The 17,231-nt window shown below is 46.6% G+C and carries 13 protein-coding genes and 2 pseudogenes; 14 read left to right on the forward strand and 1 reads right to left on the reverse strand.

All coding sequences use genetic code 11. The features are described 5' to 3' along the window. Nucleotides 1-13: 13 nt before the first annotated feature. From JCM14374_RS04660 to JCM14374_RS04680, 5 genes are all read left to right on the forward strand, one after another. A complete protein-coding gene (locus JCM14374_RS04660) occupies nt 14-1,300 on the forward strand; it encodes an FAD-dependent oxidoreductase (protein WP_054694110.1) in 1,287 nt (428 codons plus the stop codon). Then, a complete protein-coding gene (locus tag JCM14374_RS04665) occupies nt 1,297-1,581 on the forward strand; it encodes a ferredoxin family protein (protein WP_054694113.1) in 285 nt (94 codons plus the stop codon). The genes JCM14374_RS04660 and JCM14374_RS04665 overlap by 4 nt, the downstream gene beginning before the upstream one ends. Nucleotides 1,582-1,724: 143 nt before the next feature. Further along, the gene (locus JCM14374_RS04670) at nt 1,725-2,480 is read left to right on the forward strand and encodes an electron transfer flavoprotein subunit beta/FixA family protein (RefSeq protein WP_054694116.1); all 756 of its coding nucleotides are present in this window, start codon (nt 1,725-1,727) and stop codon (nt 2,478-2,480) included. Between the two features lie 5 nt (nt 2,481-2,485). Beyond that, nucleotides 2,486-3,409: an electron transfer flavoprotein subunit alpha/FixB family protein gene (locus tag JCM14374_RS04675; RefSeq protein ID WP_054694119.1), complete on the forward strand. Its 924-nt coding sequence runs from the start codon at nt 2,486-2,488 to the stop codon at nt 3,407-3,409. Between the two features lie 268 nt (nt 3,410-3,677). Continuing rightward, complete coding sequence (locus tag JCM14374_RS04680; RefSeq protein WP_054694122.1) at nt 3,678-5,603, forward strand: PrkA family serine protein kinase; 1,926 nt, start codon at nt 3,678-3,680, stop codon at nt 5,601-5,603. A gap of 43 nt (nt 5,604-5,646) precedes the next feature. Here JCM14374_RS04680 and JCM14374_RS04685 read toward each other — a convergent pair whose 3' ends face one another. After that, a complete protein-coding gene (locus JCM14374_RS04685; RefSeq protein ID WP_054694125.1) occupies nt 5,647-6,093 on the reverse strand; it encodes a helix-turn-helix domain-containing protein in 447 nt (148 codons plus the stop codon). A 425-nt stretch (nt 6,094-6,518) separates the two neighbouring features. Here JCM14374_RS04685 and JCM14374_RS04690 point away from each other — a divergent pair, with 425 nt between their 5' ends. The 9 genes and pseudogenes from JCM14374_RS04690 to JCM14374_RS04730 all read left to right on the forward strand — a co-directional run bounded on the left by JCM14374_RS04690 (nt 6,519) and on the right by JCM14374_RS04730 (nt 17,204). After that, nucleotides 6,519-7,124, forward strand: a complete 606-nt coding sequence (locus tag JCM14374_RS04690) for an HD-GYP domain-containing protein (RefSeq protein WP_054694128.1) — start codon at nt 6,519-6,521, stop codon at nt 7,122-7,124. 30 nt (nt 7,125-7,154) lie between these two features. Then, nucleotides 7,155-8,873 carry a methyl-accepting chemotaxis protein gene (locus JCM14374_RS04695; RefSeq protein ID WP_242848828.1) on the forward strand — a complete coding sequence of 573 codons (1,719 nt, stop codon included), beginning with the start codon at nt 7,155-7,157 and terminating at the stop codon, nt 8,871-8,873. A gap of 166 nt (nt 8,874-9,039) precedes the next feature. Continuing rightward, nucleotides 9,040-10,230, forward strand: coding sequence for a sporulation protein YhbH (gene yhbH, locus JCM14374_RS04700; protein WP_054694135.1), 1,191 nt, complete (start codon nt 9,040-9,042; stop codon nt 10,228-10,230). A 19-nt stretch (nt 10,231-10,249) separates the two neighbouring features. Next, a pseudogene (locus tag JCM14374_RS04705) lies at nt 10,250-11,587 on the forward strand (SpoVR family protein). Between the two features lie 266 nt (nt 11,588-11,853). After that, a pseudogene (locus tag JCM14374_RS04710) lies at nt 11,854-12,440 on the forward strand (deoxynucleoside kinase). A gap of 479 nt (nt 12,441-12,919) precedes the next feature. Beyond that, a complete protein-coding gene (locus JCM14374_RS04715; RefSeq protein WP_054694141.1) occupies nt 12,920-13,351 on the forward strand; it encodes a hypothetical protein in 432 nt (143 codons plus the stop codon). 93 nt (nt 13,352-13,444) lie between these two features. Further along, nucleotides 13,445-15,016: a spore germination protein gene (locus tag JCM14374_RS04720; protein ID WP_054694144.1), complete on the forward strand. Its 1,572-nt coding sequence runs from the start codon at nt 13,445-13,447 to the stop codon at nt 15,014-15,016. A 75-nt stretch (nt 15,017-15,091) separates the two neighbouring features. Next, nucleotides 15,092-16,099 (forward strand): GerAB/ArcD/ProY family transporter, encoded by a 1,008-nt coding sequence (locus JCM14374_RS04725; RefSeq protein WP_278279234.1) that lies wholly within the window; start codon nt 15,092-15,094, stop codon nt 16,097-16,099. Continuing rightward, nucleotides 16,089-17,204 carry a Ger(x)C family spore germination protein gene (locus tag JCM14374_RS04730; protein ID WP_054694148.1) on the forward strand — a complete coding sequence of 372 codons (1,116 nt, stop codon included), beginning with the start codon at nt 16,089-16,091 and terminating at the stop codon, nt 17,202-17,204. The genes JCM14374_RS04725 and JCM14374_RS04730 overlap by 11 nt, the downstream gene beginning before the upstream one ends. The last annotated feature ends 27 nt before the right edge of the window (nt 17,205-17,231 follow it).

The raw sequence follows: 17,231 nt of genomic DNA on the forward strand, positions 1-17,231 counted from the left end.
GGTGCCTTAACAGGTGGAAAAATTTGATGTAATTGTAGTAGGAGGAGGATTGGCCGGGCTTGGCGCAGCCTATACCCTGGCCCGGCAAGAGCTGGAAGTATTGGTCCTGGAAAAGGGAGACTACCCCGGATCGAAAAATGTTACCGGCGGCCGGATTTATGTTAGTCCGGTAAGGGAATTATACCCTGACCTCTGGGCCAAGGCCCCCTTGGAGCGGTTTATTGCCCATGAAGGGGTTACCATGATGGCCAAGGAACGGTCTGTCAGCGTTAACTACAGCGGCCAGGAACTGCTGCAGGAACCCTGCCAGAGTTACAGTATTCTCAGGGCGAAATTCGACCGCTGGTTCGCCAAACAGGCCGAGCGGAAGGGAGCTATGCTCGTAACCAAAAGCCGGGTGGACGACATTATTATGGAAGATGGCCGGGTGGCGGGCGTGTGGGCCGGAGGTGACGAACTGCGGGCTGATGTGGTCATAGCCTGTGACGGGGTGCTTTCCTTTACTGCGGAGAAAGCTGGTTTGCGCGGGCCGGGAAAACCACAGGATCATGCCGTAGGTTTTAAAGAAGTGATTGAGCTTCCGGCTGAGGTAATTGAAAATCGTTTTCGGCTGGAGGGGAATGAAGGGGCTGCCCATATGTTTATGGGTGAAGTAACCAGAGGAAAATTCGGCGGAGGCTTTCTTTATACCAATAAGGAAAGTTTGAGTTTGGGAATCGTAGTCGGTATAAAAGACCTGATGGAAGGTTCCCCGGCAGTCGAAGCCCCGCAGCTCTTGGACGAGTTTAAACAAAGACCGGAGATAGCGGCCTTAATTAAGGGCGGTGAAACGGTTGAATATTCCGCGCATGTTATTCCTGAGGGCGGGTTGAAAGCCTTGAGCAGACTTTATGGAAACGGAATACTCGTGGCTGGAGATGCGGCTGGTTTTTCCATGAATATAGGTGTTACGGTCAGAGGGATGGAATATGCTCTGGCTTCAGGCTATTATGCGGCTCAGGCTGTTTTGCAAGCCAGGGAAAATGCTGATTATGGCGCCTCCGGCCTCGCGGTTTATGAACAGTTATTAAAGAATAGTTTTGTAATGAAGGATTTCGAAAACTTTAAGGATGCTCCCCATGTTCTGGAAAACCCGCGATTCTTCCAGCATTATCCGGAACTTGTCACCAATATGATGCGTGATCTGTATGAAATGCCATCCGGACCTAAAGACAGGATCTATCCAACTATGAAGAAATATATGAAGCTCGGTGAACTGGTTAAGATGTTTGGCGACTTTAGGAAGGTGAGAAAAATATGAGCGAGATCATTGGATTAAAGGCCAAACTGGGCCTGGATGTTTTCAAACATGACAGTGAACCCCATATAAAGATAAAACCGGGGATGGAGAAGGATCCGCGCTTAAAGGCTGCGGTACTGGTATGTCCGGCCGGACTTTACAGTTTAAAGAGCAGCGGTGAAGTGGAACTCACAATAGACGGCTGTTTGGAGTGCGGCACTTGCCGTATTGCCTGCGGGACTGAGGTTCTGGACTGGAAATACCCCTCCGGCGGGGCCGGAGTTCAATTCCGCTTTGGATAAAAGAAGATGATTAGACGCTTGCACGCAGACTTAATATGATTTTCACCAGAATTGATTAAATAGTTATTTTAAATATATCTGCGTTTTTCCTAATCCATCTGCGTTAATCCGCGTTAAAAAAATTATTAGGGGGTTTGGAGAGAATGAATTTTGTAGTGGCAATGAAACAGGTGCCGGACTTACAGCAGGTTCGCATCCGTAACCGCCAACCGGTTTTTGATGATGTGCCGCTTACCCTGGGCAACATCGACAAGAATGCTCTGGAAGCGGCGGTTGTATTGAAAGATAGCCTGGGAGGCAGCGTCATTGCCCTTTCGGCTGGCAATGAAAATGTGGAAGACACCATCAAAGAAGCCCTGGCTGCCGGTGCTGACGAGGCCTTTTTGGTTTTGGACGATAAACTGGACGGGGCGGACAGCAGTGTGATCGCCCAGGTGCTGGCTGCGGCTATTAAAAAAATCGATGATGTAGGACTGATTATTTTTGGGGAGGGCAGCGGCGATAATTATTCCGGCCAGGTGGGCTCCCGGGTGGCGGAAATATTGAATTTGCCCCAGGCGGGCTACGCGGTGGACATTAAAGTCGAAGGAAATAAAGCCATAGTGACCCGTTCACTGGAAGATTGCCAGGAAGTCCTGGAAGTCAGCCTTCCCGCAGTTATTACCGTACTCTCGGATATCAATGAGGCCCGTATTCCATCGGTAACCCAGATACTGAAAGCGGGCAAGAAACCTAAAGAAGTTTTGGAATTATCTGATGTGGACATAAAATTACCTGCCGCATCCGCTGTGACTACTGTCAGCAACCTGGCCCCGGTATCAGAACGTAAACGTGTGGTAGTTAAGTCAGCTGCGGAATTGGTACAGGTTCTGACTGCTGAAGGCGTAATCGGGAGGTGATGAGGATGGCAGCAATACTCATATACAGCGATAAAGACAAGTTAGCTCTGGAATTGGTGAATGGGGCCAAAAGCCTGGGGGCTTCCAGCATCAAGGCCGTAAGTATAAACAATGAATCCCAGGCCGCAACCCTGGCGGGAGCGGGGGCAGAGGCTTTCAGTATTAAAAATGAAGCTATTTCAGTTGTTGACGTATCTGCGATGGCTTCAGCTTTGGCTCAGGCAGCCGTTAAACTCGGCGCCGATACGGTACTCCTGTCCTCCGACCGGCGGGGCAAGGAACTGGCCGGAAGACTGGCTCAGGTTATGGAGGCGGGATGCCTGACTGATATAAGCGCTATTAATGTTAACGGTGATATTATCGAATGCCAGCGCAATGCCCTGGGCGGAGCAACGGTGGCCACACAATATGTTGCATCCGCTAAAAAGGTTTTGGCTGTTCGTCCCAAGACCTTCGAAGCGGCTGCTGCAGGTCAGGGTCAGGCTAGTTCTCTGGAGGTAGAGGTTAAAACTTCTGCGGTAAAACTGGTAGAAGTCAAACAAAAAGGCGGAGATACGGTAGATATTGAGGCTGCCGAGGTGCTGGTGGCGGTGGGCCAGGGCTTAAACAGCCAGGATGACCTGCCCATGGTAGAAGAACTGGCTCGTAAGCTGGGCGGTGAAGTAGCGTGTTCAAAGCCCGTTGCCACTGATAAGAAGTGGTTGTCGGAAGAAAGGGTTATAGGCTTATCAGGCAAGAAATGCAAGCCACAGTTAGCCCTGCTGTTCGGTATTTCAGGTCAGGTGCAGTTCACCGTGGGTATCCGTGACGCCAAGGTTATAGCGGCGGTAAATAGTGATGAAAACGCCGCCATCAACCAGATGGCCGACTATATTCTGACCGCCGACCTCCACGATGTAATTAAAGATATGAACAAAACCGTGGGTTAGTTGTATATAAACACGGATGAAAACAGATAGATTCATCTAGTATCATTGTTATTAATCATGTGTGTTAATTTAGAAAACATCCGTGTGAATCTGTCTTAAACCGATTCCCCATAATTAATATTGTGATTGCTATAAGCGTGTTAAGGAAATGTCCTTAGCACGCTTTTTTATGCCAAACATTGCCAGCGTTGCTTGCGAACGACTGCATATATTTATAGAGAATCCTTATGTATTTATACGGGTTAATGGGTTTGGGGGAGGAAACTTCATGGTCAACGATTTTCAGGAAATTATTAAAAAGGATAGAGAACAGCGCCCTGATCAAGAGTTTACAGGCAGTTTTCTCGATTATCTGGAGATAGCAAAGGCTCAGCCGGAAGTCGCCAGCCTGGCACATGAACGGATGTACCGTATTATCATGAAGCCGGGGGTGGAAGTAATAAAAACCGAAAATCATAAGCGTTTGCGCCGAATATACGGCAACGACAGACTGCGCCGGTATGCGTTTTTTGAACAGGACTTTTTCGGTATTGAAAAGACTATCATGGAAATCGTCCGTTATTTTTATTCAGCCGCCATGCGGGGTGAAGAATCCCGGCAGGTGCTTTATCTGGTTGGCCCTGTGGGCTCAGGGAAGTCTTCGCTGATGGAGAGCCTCAAACTGGCTCTGGAAAACGGCCCTCCCATTTATCATCTGGCAGGCTGTCCGATGCGTGAAGAACCATTGCACCTAATCCCTAAACATCTGCGTTCCCGGTTTGAAGAACTATTGGGAATACCTATCGAAGGTGAGTTATGTCCGGTATGCAGCTACAGGTTAAAACATGAGTTCCAGGGCGAATATGAGAATTTTCCGGTGGAGCTGAGCAAATACTCCATCCGGGCTCGCCAGGGCATAGCCGTGGTTCCCCCGGTTGATCCCAACAATCAGGATAGTTCAGTCCTCATTGGATCCGTGGACATTTCCCGCCTGGACCTTTATCCAGAGGACGATCCCCGTGTGTTCTCGTTAAATGGCGCCTTTAATGCGGGTAATCGAGGCATTGTGGAATTTATTGAGATATTTAAAAATGATGTCGAATACCTGCATACCATACTTACTGCCACTCAGGAAAAATCCATTCCTTCACCGGGCAAAGGCTCCATGATCTATTTTGACGGCATCATCCTGGCTCATTCCAATGAGGCGGAATGGAACAAATTCAAATCAGACTACACTAACGAGGCTATATTGGATCGCATTGTAAAAATAGAAGTGCCCTATTGCCTTGAATTAGATCAGGAAATCAAGATATACCGTAAGATACTTAAAAAGAGCAGTTTCAAAGCCCATATAGCTCCGCACACCATTGAAATGGCTTCTATGTTCGCGATTACCAGCCGGCTCACGCCCTCGAACAAGGTGGATATTATCAGCAAAATGCGGATTTATAACGGCGAAGAAATAGTGCAAAAAGACTCCACCCGCAAGGTGGATATCCAGGAACTGCGTGATGAGGCCGGAAGGGAAGGATTCAGCGGAATTTCTACGCGTTTTATTATGAAGGCCATAGATAATGCCCTGTCCGAATCAGATCATGACTGCATTAACCCTATCAGTGTACTGGAGGCTCTGATAAAAGCAGTAAGGGCGGCGGATTTTTCTGATGAAGAGAAAAAACGTTTACTGACGTATCTAAAGGACAGCATTCGCAAAGAGTATCACCGTATTCTCGAAAAAGAGATAACCCGCGCTTTTATCCACGGTTACCGCGAGCAGGCCGAAACCCTTTTTAATAATTACCTGGATCACGCGGAGGCCTTTGTAAATAAGGTTAAATTGAAAGACGCCAATACCGGTGAAGAGCTTGATCCCGATGAAGCGTTTCTGGAATCAATTGAGGCCAGCATAGGTTTAACCGGTGCGGCGGCCCGGGGTTTCCGCCACGATGTTACCGCTTATATGTTTTCGCTCCTGCGCAGCAACAAAAAGGTGGAATATGAAAGCTACGAACCCTTGAGGGAGGCTATAGAGAAGAAGCTGATGTCATCAGTACGCGAATTGTCACGGGTAATAACCAGGGCCAGGGTGAGAGATAATGAGCAGAGCGAAAAATACGATGCTATGGTGGATGAAATGAAACGCAGCGGTTATTGCGACCACTGCTGCAACGTGGTTCTAAAATACGCCGCCAATAACCTGTGGAAAGATTGATATATTTCCTATCCAGGCTTCTCCAGCAACATATCCGCTGTTTCTAATCAGATGAGGTCCGGTTGTTTTTCAGAGAAGCTGTTTTGTCCTTAATTTTGTCTATCATGTCCTGGGGAAATGACCTTTCAAATTGGACTTGAGCCCAATTTCTCAATTTCTCATCTTCCAATGACCATAGTTGTATAAGAAAATTCAACATTTTTTTGAGTTCGATATCATTTCCCATTGCGTATGAAGAGTCACTACTAAAACTGTTTAGCAGGTTGTGCTTTTCAAATAGTGCCGCTATGGCTTTCAGGAGTTTTTCCTCACCTAAGACCTCTAAAGCCCGCTCAATAATTTCAGAAGGAAAAACGAACATTTGTCCTTCACCGGTCGCCAGCCAGTTTTCTGAGGAAGAATACTCGTGCGCAATTAGACGTAATAATTGGTCAGAAGGCTGCCTTACTTCCTTTTCTAAATTAGAAAGAAACCCTTTGCTGATTCGCAATTTGCGGCAAACTCTTCCTGGGTTAGGTTTAGAGCCTTTCTCAGCGCCTTTATTCTACCTCCTACGCCCAAATGTAGTTGCCTCCACAGAAAACTAAAGTCATTGACAAGTATTCCTAGAAAACCTAAACTTAAACTAAACAAATAATATTGGGTTTTTTCGTTTATTATATCGAGATAGGTAAAAAAATATTAAATTATGAATTATTCAACTTAGCAAATATTGTAAACATTAAATCATAGTAAAATAACTCAACCTCATTTGACTAAATTGGCGGGTTTAAGCCCGTAAATATTGTTTCAGTTTTAATTTCTTAATTATAATCCATATTTTATTCAGATGATATAAATGACCCCAAAAATTTAGGCTGAAAGTAGGATCAGAGATATCATCAACGATTACACCCAAAGAAGGGGAGAATTCGGTTGTACCCGGGAGAAGAAGGAAAAATGGGGATATGGCAGGCTAGAGATGCGCGTCATCTCCTGGATCATATCAGAACTTATATGCAATTAATATCCAATTATGACCCTCCTACTTATACCCATTGCCTTGAGGTGGCAAATCTGTGCCGCAAGTGGTCAGTCTTTTTAGGATTAAGAGATGAAGACAGGTTTGAGATATATATCGCAGCTTTGATTCATGACCTGGGTAAAATATATTTGCCCCGCAGTGTTTTATACCAGAATGAGCCCTTGAAAGCAGATGATTGGGAAATAATCAGAGTGCATCCGCAAGCCGGCGCCAAACTTATTATTTACAACCAGGATTTGGATACCCGAAGAATAAAGCAGTATATCCTTGCTCATCATGAACGCTGTGACGGTCAGGGTTATCCATTAGGTCTGAAACGGGAAGAAATACCGGTGGGAGCCAGACTAATCGCTATTGCCGACGCTATGTCTGCTATGACCTCACTGCGGCCTTACCGTTTGCGCAACATGAGTCAGGTTGAAGCCTGTCAAGAGCTCAGTAAAAACGCTGGAACCCAGTTTGACCCGGAAATGGTGCAGTGCATCCTGAATAACTGAATATTAAGGAGAGTGAGTTGTTTGAATCGAGTGGACAACCTTAAGACGCGAACCAAGTTATTGTCGGGTTTTTTATTGCTGGCTCTAATTATGGCGATTGTAGGTTATATTAGCTGGCTGGACATTAACCGTACCAATGCGGGTTCAGATATGATGTATGAACAGGTCGTAAAACCGGCTCAGCCCCTGGCGGAAATAGATGCGGGCATGGAAGCGGCAGCAAAAAATATATGGAAATATACCTTTATGGATAATAACAGCAGGGCCGCGGTCAGAAAAGACCTTGACAAGGAATTATCGAATGTAGAACAGGCTGTCAACGATTATAAACAATATGCTGATGGAGCCGATGAAAAAGCCCAAATCGAAACGGCCGCAAATGCCCTCGCACAATATAAAAAATATGCGGATGAATTTCTGGGCTTAATTGACCGGGGACAGACAGGCGAAGCCATGATACTGGTAAGTACCACCTTTAAAAAACAACGCGAAATAATTGACCAGGCAACCGATGTGCTGACCAAGCATAACCGGGATCATGCGGATGAACTTCTCCTTCAAGCTGATTCAATATTACAGAGTGCGGTTTACAGAATAATCATTCTTACTGTTTTGGCCATCCTGCTGGCTGTCGTTTGTGCGTTGTTCCTGGAAAGGAAAATAGTCAAACCCCTGGAAACATCGATAGAACATCTGAATTTGATGGCGGCGGGCGATTTCAGTGCAAAGCTGCCGCCTGAATTTATGTCGCGGGGTGATGAAATCGGCGCTTTAGCAAGAGCGGTTGATAAAACCTCCTCTGCCCTGTCGGAATTGGTCGGCAATATTATAGCTGTTAGCGGCCGGATGATGCAGGGCAGTGAAATACTGGCCCGGGGAGCGCAGGAAATATTGATTCATACCCAGGAAGCCTCGGCAGCGGTGCAGGAAATCGCGGCGGGGCTGGAAGAGGTTTCGGCTGCTACTGAAGAAATGACCGCCTCCGGCGAGGAAATCGGAGCGTCCCTCGAACAGGTCAACCAGGAAATGGGGGGCAGCAAAGACCAGGCTGATCAGATTGAAAAACGGGCTCTGAAAATACAAAACGATGCCAGCCAATCGAGCACTTCCACGCGGGAAATATACAAAACTATGGAAGCCCGTCTCAGGCAGGCTATTGATGAAGCCGGAGTAGTGAATGAAATATCCAGTCTGGCTGCAGTAATAGCCGGCATTGCAGGGCAAACCAATCTGCTGGCTTTAAACGCCGCTATTGAGGCGGCCAGAGCCGGCGAACAGGGACGAGGGTTTGCGGTAGTATCGGAAGAAGTAAGAAAACTGGCGGAGGAATCATCAAGCACTGTAGCCGGTATTCAAAACTTAACGCTTCAAGTGCAGAATGCCATCACCAAGCTGGTAAATGACGCCAATGAAATACTTAAATTTATCGCGGACGTAATCTTGGGCCAGTTATCAACCATGAAAGAAATCGGGGAAAAATACCGTGATGACGCAAACCTGGTAGCCACATCCAGTTCTACGGTTTCCGGCTTGACGGAAAATGTTGTCCAGGCCTTTCAGGAAATAAACCGGGCTATAGAAGCTACCGCCGCGACTATAGAAGAGAGCGGCGCGGGCGCTCAGCAGGTAGCGCGAAACATGGAGGAGGTCAGCCAGGCAATGGTTGATATAAACAACACCGCCGCGGATTTGGAGAGTATTGCCCAGGAACTTCAATCCGGGGTATCGTCATTTAAAATACGATTATAAAGTCCCAAATAGACCCCTACATAGATGTTCTATTGTTTCTCCGGCAGACATAAACTCTGCCGGTTTTTTTTGCCTTCAATATTAGCTTCAGGCATATAATCGTTTTTCTCGTAGTAAACCTTAGTAAGAAAACAGCCTGTGCGAGTAAACACCGGGAGGTTAGAAATTGGCCATTTTCCGTGATTATGATAATTCGGGACGGGACCGCAGCGCCGAGGACCGGAGGCGGCATCGCCAGTTGGTGGAAAAGTCCATTAAGGAGAATCTGGGCAATATAATTGCTGAGGAGAGCATAATCGGCCAGAGCAAGGATAAGATCATTAAAATACCGGTACGGGGTTTAAAAGAATACCAGTTCATCTATGGCGAAAACCGTGAAGGGGTAACGAGCGGCAAAGGCGATGAAAAAAGAGGGCAAAAAATTGCTTCACAAAAAGGGCAAATAGGCACAAGCACCGGAGACGGGGCAGGTAATTCAGAAGGTGAGGATATTTACGAAACCGAGATCAGCCTGGAGGAATTGGTAGCCTATTTGTTCGAAGACCTGGAACTCCCCAATCTGGAACGCAAACGTTTTTCCTGGGTGGAAAGCGAAAGGAGCTATAAAAGATGGGGAATACAACGTAAAGGCATCCCGCCGCGCCTGGCCCGCAAACGTTCTATGACCGAACGCATTAAACGCCGGCAGGGAATGGAACGCGCTTTAAAAGAGATAGAAGGGGAGGGAAATGAAACTGAAAACGAAGCAAGATCACGTTTTCCTTTTCGTGAGGAGGATTTGCGTTACCAGCGTACCCGGGAAGATTATCGTCCCGAATCAAATGCGGTAGTAATATGCATTATGGATAATTCGGGTTCTATGTATCTGAATAAGAAATACCTGGCCCGCAGTTTCTTCTTCCTTCTATATCAGTTTGTACGGCACCGCTACATAAACGTTGAACTGGTTTTTATAAATCACAGCACTACGGCCAAAGAGGTTAATGAAGACGATTTTTTTCACCGTGCCGAATCCGGCGGCACGATGATCAGCAGCGGCTACGAACTGGCCCTGCAAATTATCGAGTCCAGGTACAGTCCTGACCTATGGAACATCTATGCCTTTCATGTCAGTGATGGCGACAACTGGCCGGAAGACAACGAGAAGACCATCAGCCGGGCGCATGAATTATGCGGTATATGCAACCTTTTTGGCTACGGGGAAATCAAATCGTCCTGGAAGCCTGACCGGACTATGGCGGATGAATTTGCGGAGAGAATCAGCGCTGATAACTTTGTGGCTGTAACTATTGAAGGCAAAGAAGATATATGGCCGTCTTTCAAAAAACTGCTGGGCGTAGTGGAGAAGGAGGGATGATGTGGGCAGTGATTACAGCCTGCAGCAATTAGAAGCATACAACCAGCACATTGAAAATCTGGTCAAGGATGTAGGCCTGGACTGTTATCCACAGGAATTTGAGATAGTAAGCTATGAAAATATGATTGGCTATGAAGCCTATTCAGGAATACCTGTACGCTACCGGCACTGGAGCTTCGGCAAGGCCTACGAACGCAAAAAAACCTTTTATCATTATAACCTTACCGGTTTGCCCTATGAAATGGTCATCAATTCCAATCCTTGTCTGGCCTATCTTATGAAAGACAATACCTTGCTGCTGCAGGTATTAACCATGGCGCATGTTTATGGCCACAACGACTTTTTTTAAAAACAACCGGCTTTTTGCCGGGGGAACCAGAGCGGAACATTCCCTGGAAATGTTCAAATCGCATGCCCGCAGGATTGAGGAGTATATGCAGGACCCCAGCATTGGATATGAACGGGTGGAGAGAGTGCTTGACGCGGCCCATACGCTGCGCTTTCAAACTTACCGTAACGTTGGGCAAAAGCATCTAAGTACCGAGGCCCAGAAAGCAGAGCTGGTCAGAAAGTCCATGCCGCCTGTTTCTCAGTATCCGCTGTTCCAGTCTGCGGTTAAACCTGAACCGCCTGATCTGAACCGTGTACCTCTGGAAATAGAAGAAGACCTGCTGCTGTTTCTATATGAACATGCCCCTTTGGAAGAATGGGAACGTGACATTATACGGATTGTTCGCGAAGAAAGTCTGTATTTTTGCCGCAAATAGAAACCAAAATCATGAATGAGGGCTGGGCCAGCTACTGGCATAATAAATTGCTGAAAGAACTTGACCTGCCGCAGGACCTGTATCTGGAGTTTTTGAAACGTCATAACCAGGTGATCTCGCCTCATGAGGGCTCAATTAATCCTTATCACCTGGGGTTTAAGATATTTGAGAAACTGGAACAGGCAAAGGGGATTTCACATCTATTTGCGGTACGGGAGCAGGAACGTGATGCTTCTTTCATACGTAAATTTCTTGATAGGGAACTCTGCCATGAATTGAATCTTTTCGCCTATTTCAAGAAAGGGCGGGACTTCGTGGTCAGCGAAGTGGCAGATGAGGAAGGCTGGCAGAAAATCAGAAATATTTTGGCCGCAAACGTTGGCATTCAGGCGGTTCCAAATATTGTGGTAAGGGAAGTCGGCAAAAAGGACCGCCTTTTGATGTTGGAACACGAATGGGATCACCGGGAACTGCAGTTGGAGTATGCCATGCATACTATAAAATATATAGCCCGCTTATGGGATGCCAGGGTGCGGCTGCGTACCCTGGTGCGCAATTCTTTTCAAATATTAGAAGCTGACCCCGATTAAAATAAAGATTAACAGAGAGCCCCAGGACTCTTGATAGGTCGCCAGAGCAGCGAAAAACAGATATACTACGCAGTTTGCATTACGGCTTGGGAAAACCTTAAGAATAAAATCTTCAAATAATATTTGGTGAAGGATTTTCAGGCTGGAACACGAACTAAAGAAAAAGATGCGAGTGCGTTTATTAGGAAGGGGATTTACGGGTGGACGAGCTTAAACAGGTAGAGATTGTTGTGGACGGGGTTACCGGGGTGGGTAAATCCAGCCTGGTGAAGATTATATGTGAGGAATTTGGATTGCAGCCTTTCAGTGAAATGTTTGAAGATGAAAACCGTCTGCTGCATAAGTTCTTCTATGATCGTGAAAAGTGGGCATTCCCCATGCAGACCAACTTCTTGACCAACCGTTTTAAACAATACCGCGAAGCCATGAAAACCGGATTGGCGGTGATGGACCGCTCCATTTATTCAGACCGGATTTTCGCCCGTATGTACCTGGAATACGGATATTTAAGCCCTGAAGAATACGCTGTTTACGATAATCTCCTGGAGACCATGCTGGAACATGTTATCCCGCCCAAACTGCTGGTTTATCTGCAAGTGGATACCGAGGAGCTATTCGCCGTATACACCGCCGGGGCAGGCCCGATGAGGTGGAAGTGGAATGGGAATACTGGGATACTTTGAATAAATGCTACGAGAAGAATTACAGGGAGTATGCACTGGGCGGGGGAATTCTTGTTATAAAAGTGGACGGGCTTGATTATGTACATCGTCCTGAAGACCGGGAGTTCATGTTGAATCAAATCAGACAAGCTCGAAAAAAGGGCATATTAAATCAGGCCGCGGGAGCATAAACAAAAGCTTAGACAATTAACAAAAATTAACAAATAAATTAATATCTTGCTTTAGGGGTTGAGTCCGCCTTGGATAAAGCATTATATTTGCCTTGGTTAGGGGTGCAAAAGTTAAGTGTTTTATAATAACCGCTGCATGACAAGGGCAATGTCGTCCTGGTCATGTTTTTTTAATGTATAGGAAGTATGGTTTGCAAACGGCTGCGGATAGATAACGGGGAAAGATTGCTTCGCTGTGCTCGCAATGACACGAAAGATTGCTTCGCTGTGCTCGCAATGACACAATAGAGGATTATCTTCGGGAACAATCTTACTGTCGCTGCGATAGCGCAGCGGCGCGGCAATCTAAAACGATAACGCTGATCGCCCGGAGGGCGAATTTGTTCTTAGGCTCTCTTTGCATGAGCAAAGCTTTATGATATATAGTTAAGAGTGCAAAAGCTGCTTTATATAAGGCTTATATTCAAGGTGGTGAAACGGTGGCTGGGTCGTTAGTTGTATTTGCCGGTATTTTGTTTATCATATACTCATTTTATTTTATTAAAATAATTAAGGGCAGCCCTGAAGAGTTTGAATCGGAAATGATGCAGGGATTGGCGGCCTGGATTATCAGCCGCGGCGCCAAAGCTAAAGGCCAGCTCTGGGGAATGCTGTTTATATCAATGTTGGCGGAAACAGCTTACTTCATATTGGCTTTTTTAACTTTAGACAATCTGTTTATGATTTTGTTTACCTGTTTCTTTGCAGGATACGAACTGCTGCATCTTTTATTATTAACGTATAATCTGGCCGGTTTCTTCGCCGGCAGATTGAAGCTCAAAGAAATATTCCGCTGGAAAGCTGAACGTTTCAGCGCATTGCTTTTTTTCACGCATTCCATGCTGGTGATAATCGTCCTATCATTCCTATAATCTCCGGCCTGAAAATTACAAATGCAAATGAACCGGCGCATAGCCATCTTCTGATAGGGAAAGCTATAGCAAAATAAGCAGGAGTATGGCTGAATGAGGATATTAGCGCGTAAAGCATGTGCAGCAGAGGAAACCAACCGCCGTTTACACTCAGATATTCCTCAAACCCCGCTTCCGCCAGGGCTGCAAGATAAAATCAGCTTGCTGCAGCCCTATATTGAAAAAAGTGATGATATCGTAAAACGTTCGTTTTCAGCCGGCAGGGGTCTAGATATCGAGGCTGTGGCTGTATATATCAATGCGGTTATTGATAAGAATATGTTAAACGAAGACGTTTTGCGGCCGCTGATGTTAGCGGATGCTGAATATGACCACAGCCAATCAGACCCGCTCAAACTATTTCAAGAAAAAATCGTACATGTAGGTAATATTAAATCCATTGATAATCTTAACAGCCTGGTTCATCACATTTATGACGGCATGCTGGTGCTGTTATTCAACGGTATAAGTACGGTACTGGCAGTGGAGATCCACGGGGGCGAATTCAGGGCGGTTGACGAACCACCGGGAGAAAGGACTATTAGAGGCTCAAGAGAAGGATTTGTAGAGATTCTCGATGTCAATATCTCGATGATTCGCCGAAGACTCAGAGACCCAAATTTAGTAGTAAAGAAAACCGTGGTAGGCAAACGTACCCGCAACCAGGTGGCGATTCTCTATGTTGAGGACATAGCATCACCTGAACTCGTGGCTGAACTAGAGCGCAGGCTGGATGCGATCGACATCGATGGAATAGTGGCTTCAGGATATATTGAACAATTTATCGAAGACCAGCCCAGCGCGATTTTTCCACAGGTTTGGTCGAGTGAAAGACCGGACAAATTAACCATGAAACTTCTGGAAGGCCGTATAGTCATAATACCCGACGGAACGCCGCTGGCCCTGTCCATGCCGTCTCTTTTTATAGAGTTCATGCAGGCGTCGGAAGACTATTATGAAAGGACCCTGGGTGCGTCATACCAGAGACTGCTGAGATTCCTGGCCTTTTTTATCGCTATCTCGCTGCCGGCCTTATATATCTCATTGTTAAGTTTTCACCCCGAGATGCTGCCCACGGGTTTGATAACAAGCCTGGCCCAGGCGCGCAAACAGGTTCCCTTTCCTGTGCTTCTCGAAACCCTGTTACAGGAAATTATTATTCAGCTGGTTATCGAATCCGGACTGCGTCTGCCCGGTTCGGTAGGGCAAACCGTAGGGGTGGTGGCAGGTATTATACTGGGTCAGGCAGCGGTTGCGGCCAAGCTGGCTTCTCCCGGTATCATTATCGTGATAGCCATTACGGCTCTGGCTACCTTTGCCCTGCCCTCCAATTCCATGATACTGGCCAGCAGGGTTATACGCCTGCCGATGCTTTTCTTAGCGGCCGCCTTTGGCTTATTTGGATTTTCTTTGGGTTGGCTTTTGCTGCTTACACACCTGACCAGCCTGGAGAGCCTGGGGGTTCCCTATTTTGCCCCCTTTGCCCCTACCAGGTACCGGGATTTGCAGGATACTCTGTTCAGGTTCCCGCTGTGGAAAATGAAACAGCGGCCCGCATCTATTCCTCATCAGGATGACCGCCGCCAGGGAAATACCAGACAATCTGGAGGAGGATATGGGAACTAAGTCCAGTGCCAGCATAACCAGCAAACAATTGGTGTTTGTATTTATAGGAGCTACGATTGGAATCGCTGTCTCAGCATTCCGCGCGGGTTAGTCGACGCTGCCGGGCAAACCGCCTGGATGGCCCTGCCCATCGGAGCGCTGGTTCCGCTGTTGTCTCTGTTTATGATCGAACGTATCTGCCGCCGCGTGCCGGGTGTGAATTTTATAGAGCTTAATCAGAGATTGTTGGGTAAAACAGCGGGATTTATTATGGTCATGCTATTTATACTGTATATTATTGTTTTTGAATCAATAGTAATAAGAACCTTTGCCGATGTGACCAAGATCTATATGCTGCCGGCCACGCCTTTATGGGTTATACTCTTACTCGTGGCGTTTTCGGTTTATTATGTGATCAGCAAAGGTTCGCGGGTAGTAGCCAGAATAAATGAATTGATTTTTTATATTTTGCTTATTACCCTCATAATCGCCCTTGTGCCTTTGCCTATGGGAGATTACAATAATCTCCTGCCGCTATGGGAAATCGATCCCGCCGGTCTAATGAAGGGTGTCTTATACAGCGCCTTTGCCTTTGAAGGGCTGGAAATCCTTCTGGTTATATATTCACTGGTGGATAAAAAAGAAAGAATAATTAAGGCCGGATTGACCGCGATTGGCATCACCCTGGGAGTATACATTTATATTATAATTTTAGGCATTCTGGTTTTTGGCCTCGATTTGATCAAACTGCTGCTTTGGCCGGGCATATATTACTATAAAACGGTCAGTTTCACAGCTTTCCCGCGCCTGGAGTTCTTCCTGCTGGCCTTTTGGATAGGCCTGGGCGCTCGCCCCGCTTTTACCATGGGTTTTGCCGCTTCCTTATCGCTCAGCCAGCTCTTTAATATCAATGATAACCGCTTTCATCTGGTGGCCCTGGCCGCTGTCACAGCCATGTTCGGGCTGGCTTTAATACCCGGCGACATTTTTGCGGTTTTTAAAATCTGGGATTATGTCGGTTTAGTCGCGCTGGCGGTCAGCCTGCTTTATCCGGCGGGGCTTCATCTGGCCGCTTTTATAGGAGGGCTGGATCATGAAAAATAGAAGGCGGTTAGCGACATTGTTTTTAGGGCTGGTTTTGTTAATGTCCGGCTGCTGGGATGCGCGTGATGTAGACAAACTGGCCTTTCCCTTGTGTGCCGGCTATGATGTTCATCGCGGAGATAAGCAAGGCCCCGATTGGGTCGATGTTACCACTTTGATTCCCAACCTTTCTCCCGAGGCGCCCAACAAGCTCCATGTTCAAACCCTGTCGGAAAGAACCACGGCTTATGCCAGAAATCCCAGGACATATTATGATGCTGATGAATATCTTCCAGGCATAAACCGGGTTTTAATTCTAGGATATGATTTGGCAAGGCATGGTTACACAAATTATATAGACACCTTGGGGAGAGTACCGGGTATCAGCGGCACCATGCTTTTTGCGGTGGCACAGGGCCGGGCTGAGGAGATAATAAAGACACCGGCCAAGGATTATCAGAACAATGGTTTCTATCTGATTATTCTCCTGGGTGAGGCCCAGAAAAAAAGCTTTATTCCTACGGTTAGGGGATTTGAAATGTTTGTCAATCTGGCGCCGGGGAAAAACCCGGTTTTGCCCGTAGTAAAAAAAGACAAAAACAAAATTATTATAGGGGGAGCGGCGCTCTTTAGAAAGGATAAGCTGATATATTTATGCAATACTGACGAGACCAGGACCATGATGATGCTGAGGGGCATAAAAGCCAAAGGATACTACCCTTTTCAATTGCAGGGGGATGGAAAAGGCGAACAAAAGGGGACGGTGTTTATAGGCAACAGGCGCAAAGTAAAGGTTGTCAGGCAGGGAAATCAATATACCTATTATATAAATATCAAACTACATGGGGTAGTGGTCGAACACCTAAATCACGCCCAGACTCTCGACCAGGAGTGTGTAGACTGCATAGAGAGGTCGATAGCCAATAAAGTAGAAGGCGAGTGCCAGCGTTTTTTGGCTAAAATGCAAAACGAATTAAAGACAGACTGTATAGATATCAATAAGTATGCCCTGGCCAAATGGCGCCGGGAACTGACGCCGGTTATTGACAGTGAGGAGTTCATACAAAACGCCAGGATTGAGGTCAAAGCCGAAGTCGCCCTGGAAAATGCCGGCGAATCTTTGTGATGTGTTACCTTGGGAATATGGTATTAT

It is taken from the genome of Syntrophomonas palmitatica JCM 14374, from assembly GCF_001311885.1.
Lineage (GTDB): Bacteria > Bacillota > Syntrophomonadia > Syntrophomonadales > Syntrophomonadaceae > Syntrophomonas_A > Syntrophomonas_A palmitatica.